The sequence below is a fragment of the Microbacterium sp. ISL-103 genome, assembly GCF_018613995.1.
Lineage (GTDB): Bacteria > Actinomycetota > Actinomycetes > Actinomycetales > Microbacteriaceae > Microbacterium.
Genome location: NZ_JAGGPD010000559.1, coordinates 1 through 5,055, shown reverse-complemented (window position 1 = coordinate 5,055; position 5,055 = coordinate 1). Strand labels below are relative to the sequence as shown.

Here is a 5,055-nt window from a genome sequence, read left to right as displayed (position 1 = left end):
GGTGGGTCGCGTTGCGGCCCTCGAAGTGCGGACCGAGGCCGTAGCCCTTGACGGTCTTGGCGAGGATGACGGTGGGCTTGCCCTTGTGCTCGGTCGCGGCCTTGAACGCGGCGTAGACCTTGCGGTAGTCGTGGCCGCCGCGCTTGAGGTTCCAGATGTCGTCGTCGGAGTAGTCCTTGACCAGAGCCGCGGTGCGCTCGTCGCGGCCGAAGAAGTGCTCGCGGACGTACGCGCCGGACTCGGCCTTGTAGGTCTGGTAGTCACCGTCGGGGGTGACGTTCATGAGGTTGAGCAGCGCGCCCTCGGTGTCGCGGGCGAGCAGGTCGTCCCATTCGCGACCCCACACGACCTTGATGACGTTCCAGCCCGCGCCGCGGAAGAACGATTCGAGCTCCTGAACGATCTTGCCGTTGCCGCGCACCGGGCCGTCGAGGCGCTGAAGGTTGCAGTTGACGATGAAGGTCAGGTTGTCGAGGCCTTCGTTCGCTGCGACCTGCAGCTGTCCGCGGCTCTCGACCTCGTCCATCTCGCCGTCGCCGAGGAAGGCCCAGACGTGCGACTGCGAGGTATCTTTGATGCCGCGGTTCTCGAGGTACTTGTTCGACATCGCCTGGTAGATGGCGTTGATCGGGCCGAGACCCATCGACACCGTCGGGAACTGCCAGTACTCCGGCATCAGACGCGGGTGCGGGTACGACGGGATGCCGTGCGGCGCGTGCGACTTCTCCTGGCGGAAGCCGTCGAGCTGGTCTTCGCTCAGGCGGCCCTCGAGGTACGAGCGAGCGTAGGTTCCGGGGGAGGCGTGGCCCTGGATGAAGATCTGGTCGGCGCCGCCGGCGTTGTCGGCACCCTTGAAGAAGTGGTTGAAGCCGACCTCGTAGAGCGCGGCCGACGACGCGTACGTCGAGATGTGGCCGCCGACGCCGATGCCGGGGCGCTGCGCGCGGTGCACCGTGATGGCCGCGTTCCAGCGGATCCAGGCGCGGTACCGGCGCTCGATCTCTTCGTCGCCGGGGAACTCGGGCTCGTTCTCGGGAGCGATCGTGTTGATGTAGTCGGTGGTCGGGACCATCGGCACGCCCAGGTGCAGCTCCTTCGAGCGCTTGAGCAGGCTGAGCATGATCTCGCGGCCACGACCGTGGCCCTTCGCGTCGACGAGCTCGTCGAGCGACTGCTGCCACTCGCCCGTCTCCTCCGGATCGCTGTCGAGGGGGCCCTGGGAATACGGATCCTGGTCGTGCACAGTCACGGGGAGCCTTTCGTCAAGCTGGCAGGTCATGCCATTGAAACGGGAAGCGACGCGGGCAGCCTTGTCGGCTGTGCACAACGCGTGCCGCCCTCAGCCTATCCCCCTTCCACGACATCAGCGCGCACCGAGTCATCTGTAGACTGGGAGCCACCAGGGCCTTTAGCTCAGCTGGTAGAGCGCCACGTTTACACCGTGGATGTCGTCGGTTCGATCCCGGCAGGGCCCACCTAGGAAACACTGGGATCTGCCGGACCTGGCCTCAGGTGGCGATCCATGCGCGGCCCCCCGGCGGCCCCCCGAGTAGTATCTCCCCCTCTGTCGGAGCGCCAAGTAGCGACCGTTGCGGCGGCGGCGGGCGCGCCGTAGCGATACATCACTGACACCCGTTTCTGTGATTCATCCTCGGTCTGTGCGTTGGCTGCATCGTCGTACGGTAAGGGTCAGCGCAGTGCCGTTAGGCGAGGTCGAGGTGACGGCGATTGTCCCGCCGTGTCGGGTGACGGTGTCCTGCACGAGCGCGAGGCCGATTCCGAAGCCCGTGCGGGCGTTGCCGCCGCCGTCGACGGCGTCTGAGGAGCGGGCGAAGCGGTCGAAGATGCGTTGCGGGTCGATCCCCTGGATGCCAGGTCCATGGTCGATCACGGTGACCGCCACGGTCCGGCGGTCTGCTCGCGCGTTAAGCTCCACGACGCCGGGTGGTGAGTGCTTGACGGCATTGTCGAGGAGAGCGATGAGGCTGCGTCGAAGGCTCGCTTCGGGGATCTCGACGGACACGTCCGGGGAGGTGGCTGTCGTTACGATCTCGATGCCGTGCCGTTGGGCGATCATGGTCATCGCTGACGCTGCGGAGGCCATGGCGTCGTTGACCGAGGCTGTGGGGTCTGCGTCGACCGGTGTGATGTCGATGGAGTCGAGGAGGTCTGAGACGACGGCGTTGAGGTTCCGTGAATCGTCGCGCAGTTCGGTGATGATGGCGGCGCTCGGGTCGTTCGGGCCGGATGCGCGCTGGAGGACTTGGAGGCGGGCGTCGAGGATGGCGAGCGGTGTGCGGAGTTCATGCGAGGCATCGGCGACGAAGCGGCGCTGACGTTGGAGCGCATCGATGAGGGGTGTGACTGCTCGGCGAGTGGCGAAGAGCGCGATTGTCCCAGCGAACACGATCGCGACGATGCCGACGGTGACCGCCCCGATGACGATGTCGACGCCTTCGATGTCGACCGTGGTCTCCTGCCCTCCGGGTGCGAACCGGTGGTCGGGCGGGATCTGACTGAACACTATGAGGAAAGCAGCGATCAGGACAGCGATGACGAGGGCCGAGACGGTGATGGCGATCCAGATGCCGACGCGTCTCGCGGCAGCTCGGACCAGTCGTAAATCCGAGTCGAGTGGTGATCGGTCGCGGCTCACAGTTGCCCCAGTCGATATCCGCGCCCGCGGACTGTAGTGACGATATCGATGTCGGTCTTGCGTCGAAGGTAGTGCACGTATGTGTCGACGGTCCCGGGTGTGTCGGTGGGGGAGAACACCGATTCGAGGATGTCCTCACGGCTGAAGGTCCGTTCGGGGTGGGCGGCAAGCAGTGTCAGTAACGTCGTCTCCCGATCGGTGAGGATGGTTCGTCCGTCGTACGGGGAGTAGATGGCTCGCGAGTCCGGGTAGAACTCCCATCCGCCGATGCGGACGAACGGGCCCTCGCCGTTGGAGACGCGGCGGATTGCGCGCAGCCGGGCGAAGAGTTCGTCGAATTCGAACGGCTTGACCAGGTAGTCGTTGGCCCCGGCGTCCAGGCCGCGTACTTTGTCGTGCACGCTGCCGAGGGCTGTGAGGATGAGCATGGGGGTGGTGTTGTTGCCCTGTCGGAGGGTCTCGACGATGGAGATGCCATCGATGGTCGGGAGGCGGCGGTCGATGATCATCGCGTCGTATCGCTGTTCCTGGGCGTTACCGAGGGCTTCTGCACCGTCAGTGAAGAGGGTGACGTCGTACACCTCGTCGAGCACCCGCGCGATCAGCGGACCCAGCTGAGGGTCATCCTCCACGAGCAGGAGACGCGGTCGGTTGGCTGACGGCGTCGTTGCTCGCTGCTCGTTCACGAATCTCCTCTTTCCATCCCAGAATCCACTACGCGGACCCGAGCATCCACCTCTTTGTCTCGCCGCCGGGGGCGCGTGAGGCGACTGTTCCTCATCAGCGCTCCGAGACACAGGCACCACACAGAGACCAACAGGAGCGACCCGAGCACGTCGGAGGGATAGTGCGCTCCAAGGTACATGCGCGACCACGCCGTCGTCAGCGCGACCACGGTTGCCACCACGATCGCCGCTGCCCGATATCGCCACCCGGTGAGCATCACCACCGCGCTCATCCCGAGTGCGGTTGCGAAGGCCGTGTGTCCACTGGGATAGCTGAACGAGGTTGGCTCCACGAGCAGCGGATGTGCGAGCAGCGACATGTCCGGTCGGGGCCGCTGGATGATCACCTTGATGACGTCGGCGGCAGCCCACGGGATAGCGATCAGCAGAGCCATGCGCAAGGCGGTGAGCCACGACCGCCCGATCAGGCCCGCGGTCACGACCGCCAGCACAGCGACGAGGGCCGCGAAACGTGGACCGAAGACGACATCGATGGATTGGGCGATCGCATCGAAGACGGGGGCATGGAAGCCGTTCACCGCGATCACGGCGTTCATCTCGGCGGCGGTGATGGACGGGTTGCCGCTGACGATCAGGCCAAGGGCTTCGATCGCGGCGAACATCGCGCCCGCGATGAGCCAGAGCGCGATCGGTGGAAGGCGTCGTACAGGGGGCATGCGCTCCACTTTCCTCGCCAGCTGCTAAGAAACCTCTCAGAATGGCCGACGCTGTCGAGAGACTCGGTTTCTTGGCGGTTTCTTACAGGCGGCGGAGGAGCGTGTGATGCGACGGGCACCCTGCCTGGAAAGGAACGAAGCCATGCTCACGAAGAAGAAGCTCATGATCGGCAGCGGGATAGGAGCGGCGGCGATCGCCATCGCGGTCGGCGGACTCGCCCTGAGCCTCCCCGCTCAAGCCGCCACGCCCACATCCCCGACGTCGTCCCACTCCACGACGGCTGACAACGACGGGGAGACCAACGATGACGGCCCCGGTGCCGCAGACACCGACGTCGAGACGAACGACGATGCTCCCGGCGCCACCGACTCCGATTCCGAGACCGACGATGACGGTCCCGGTGCGACGGAGGCGGAGACCAACGATGACGGTCCCGGTGCCGCAGACACCGACGTCGAGACCAATGACCATGGCGAGGCTCCCGCAGGGAACTGACGATCACTGAAGGAAGGGGCCGGGCGCGCATCGCGTCCGGCCCCTTCACCTTGTGCGGCGCGGCTCAGGCCGCCTCGGTCAGTCGAGCGTGGCGAGCAGGGCCGACAGCGCGGCCTTTTCTTCTGCGGGGTCGGGCGAGTCCGCTCGCACCGCCGTCAGCGCTGCGTCGATCTGCCCGTCGATGTACATCCATCCCGTATCATCGAGAGGTTGCAGCGACGGCTGGGCATCGTCCCATGCCTTCTCCAGATCCGTGATCCTCGCAGTGGCCGCCTTCTGCTTCCCTGCCTGGACCATTGAGAGCGTATCTGCCGTGATGGTTCGAAACTCAGCTACGGGCGGTGCCGGAAACTTTGCTGTGGCGGAGGTTCCTGGGGGCAGGGTGACAGATGTTGCCGGGCCTTCGCCTTCGCTGGCGGGCGCTGCTGCGTGCGGCTGCGCGGAGGCCCAGGCGAGAAGCGCAATCGTCAGCAGGGCCACGACGGCGTAGAAGCCGAGGAC

At 65.8% G+C, this 5,055-nt stretch carries 4 protein-coding genes, 1 tRNA gene and 2 pseudogenes; 2 read left to right on the top strand and 5 right to left on the bottom strand.

What is annotated here, in order from left to right; genetic code table 11:
- Positions 1–1,249: pseudogene (locus J7E68_RS17750) on the bottom strand (pyruvate dehydrogenase (acetyl-transferring), homodimeric type); the annotation flags it as partial.
- A gap of 153 nt (positions 1,250–1,402) precedes the next feature.
- Here J7E68_RS17750 and J7E68_RS17745 point away from each other — a divergent pair.
- Positions 1,403–1,475: transfer RNA gene (locus tag J7E68_RS17745), tRNA-Val, on the top strand.
- 170 nt (positions 1,476–1,645) lie between these two features.
- Here J7E68_RS17745 and J7E68_RS17740 read toward each other — a convergent pair.
- From J7E68_RS17740 to J7E68_RS17730, 3 genes are read right to left on the bottom strand one after another with little or no spacing between them, the layout of a single operon-like run.
- On the bottom strand, positions 1,646–2,656 hold the full coding sequence (locus tag J7E68_RS17740; protein WP_215174834.1) for a sensor histidine kinase KdpD: 1,011 nt from the start codon (positions 2,654–2,656) through the stop codon (positions 1,646–1,648).
- Positions 2,653–3,342 carry a response regulator transcription factor gene (locus J7E68_RS17735; protein WP_215174832.1) on the bottom strand — a complete coding sequence of 230 codons (690 nt, stop codon included), beginning with the start codon at positions 3,340–3,342 and terminating at the stop codon, positions 2,653–2,655. Before J7E68_RS17735 ends, J7E68_RS17740 begins: the two co-directional genes overlap by 4 nt.
- The gene (locus tag J7E68_RS17730) at positions 3,339–4,058 is read right to left on the bottom strand and encodes a phosphatase PAP2 family protein (RefSeq protein WP_215174830.1); all 720 of its coding nucleotides are present in this window, start codon (positions 4,056–4,058) and stop codon (positions 3,339–3,341) included. Before J7E68_RS17730 ends, J7E68_RS17735 begins: the two co-directional genes overlap by 4 nt.
- A gap of 142 nt (positions 4,059–4,200) precedes the next feature.
- Between J7E68_RS17730 and J7E68_RS17725 the strand changes: the two genes are divergently transcribed.
- Complete coding sequence (locus tag J7E68_RS17725) at positions 4,201–4,554, top strand: hypothetical protein (RefSeq protein WP_215174829.1); 354 nt, start codon at positions 4,201–4,203, stop codon at positions 4,552–4,554.
- Between the two features lie 78 nt (positions 4,555–4,632).
- Here J7E68_RS17725 and J7E68_RS17720 read toward each other — a convergent pair.
- Positions 4,633–5,055, bottom strand: a pseudogene (locus J7E68_RS17720) (hypothetical protein); the annotation flags it as partial.

Coding starts and splice junctions, on each gene's coding strand:
- J7E68_RS17730 (WP_215174830.1), bottom strand. CDS start 4,058: ATGCCCCCTGTACGACGCCTTCCACCGATCGCGCTCTGGCTCATCGCG.
- J7E68_RS17725 (WP_215174829.1), top strand. CDS start 4,201: ATGCTCACGAAGAAGAAGCTCATGATCGGCAGCGGGATAGGAGCGGCG.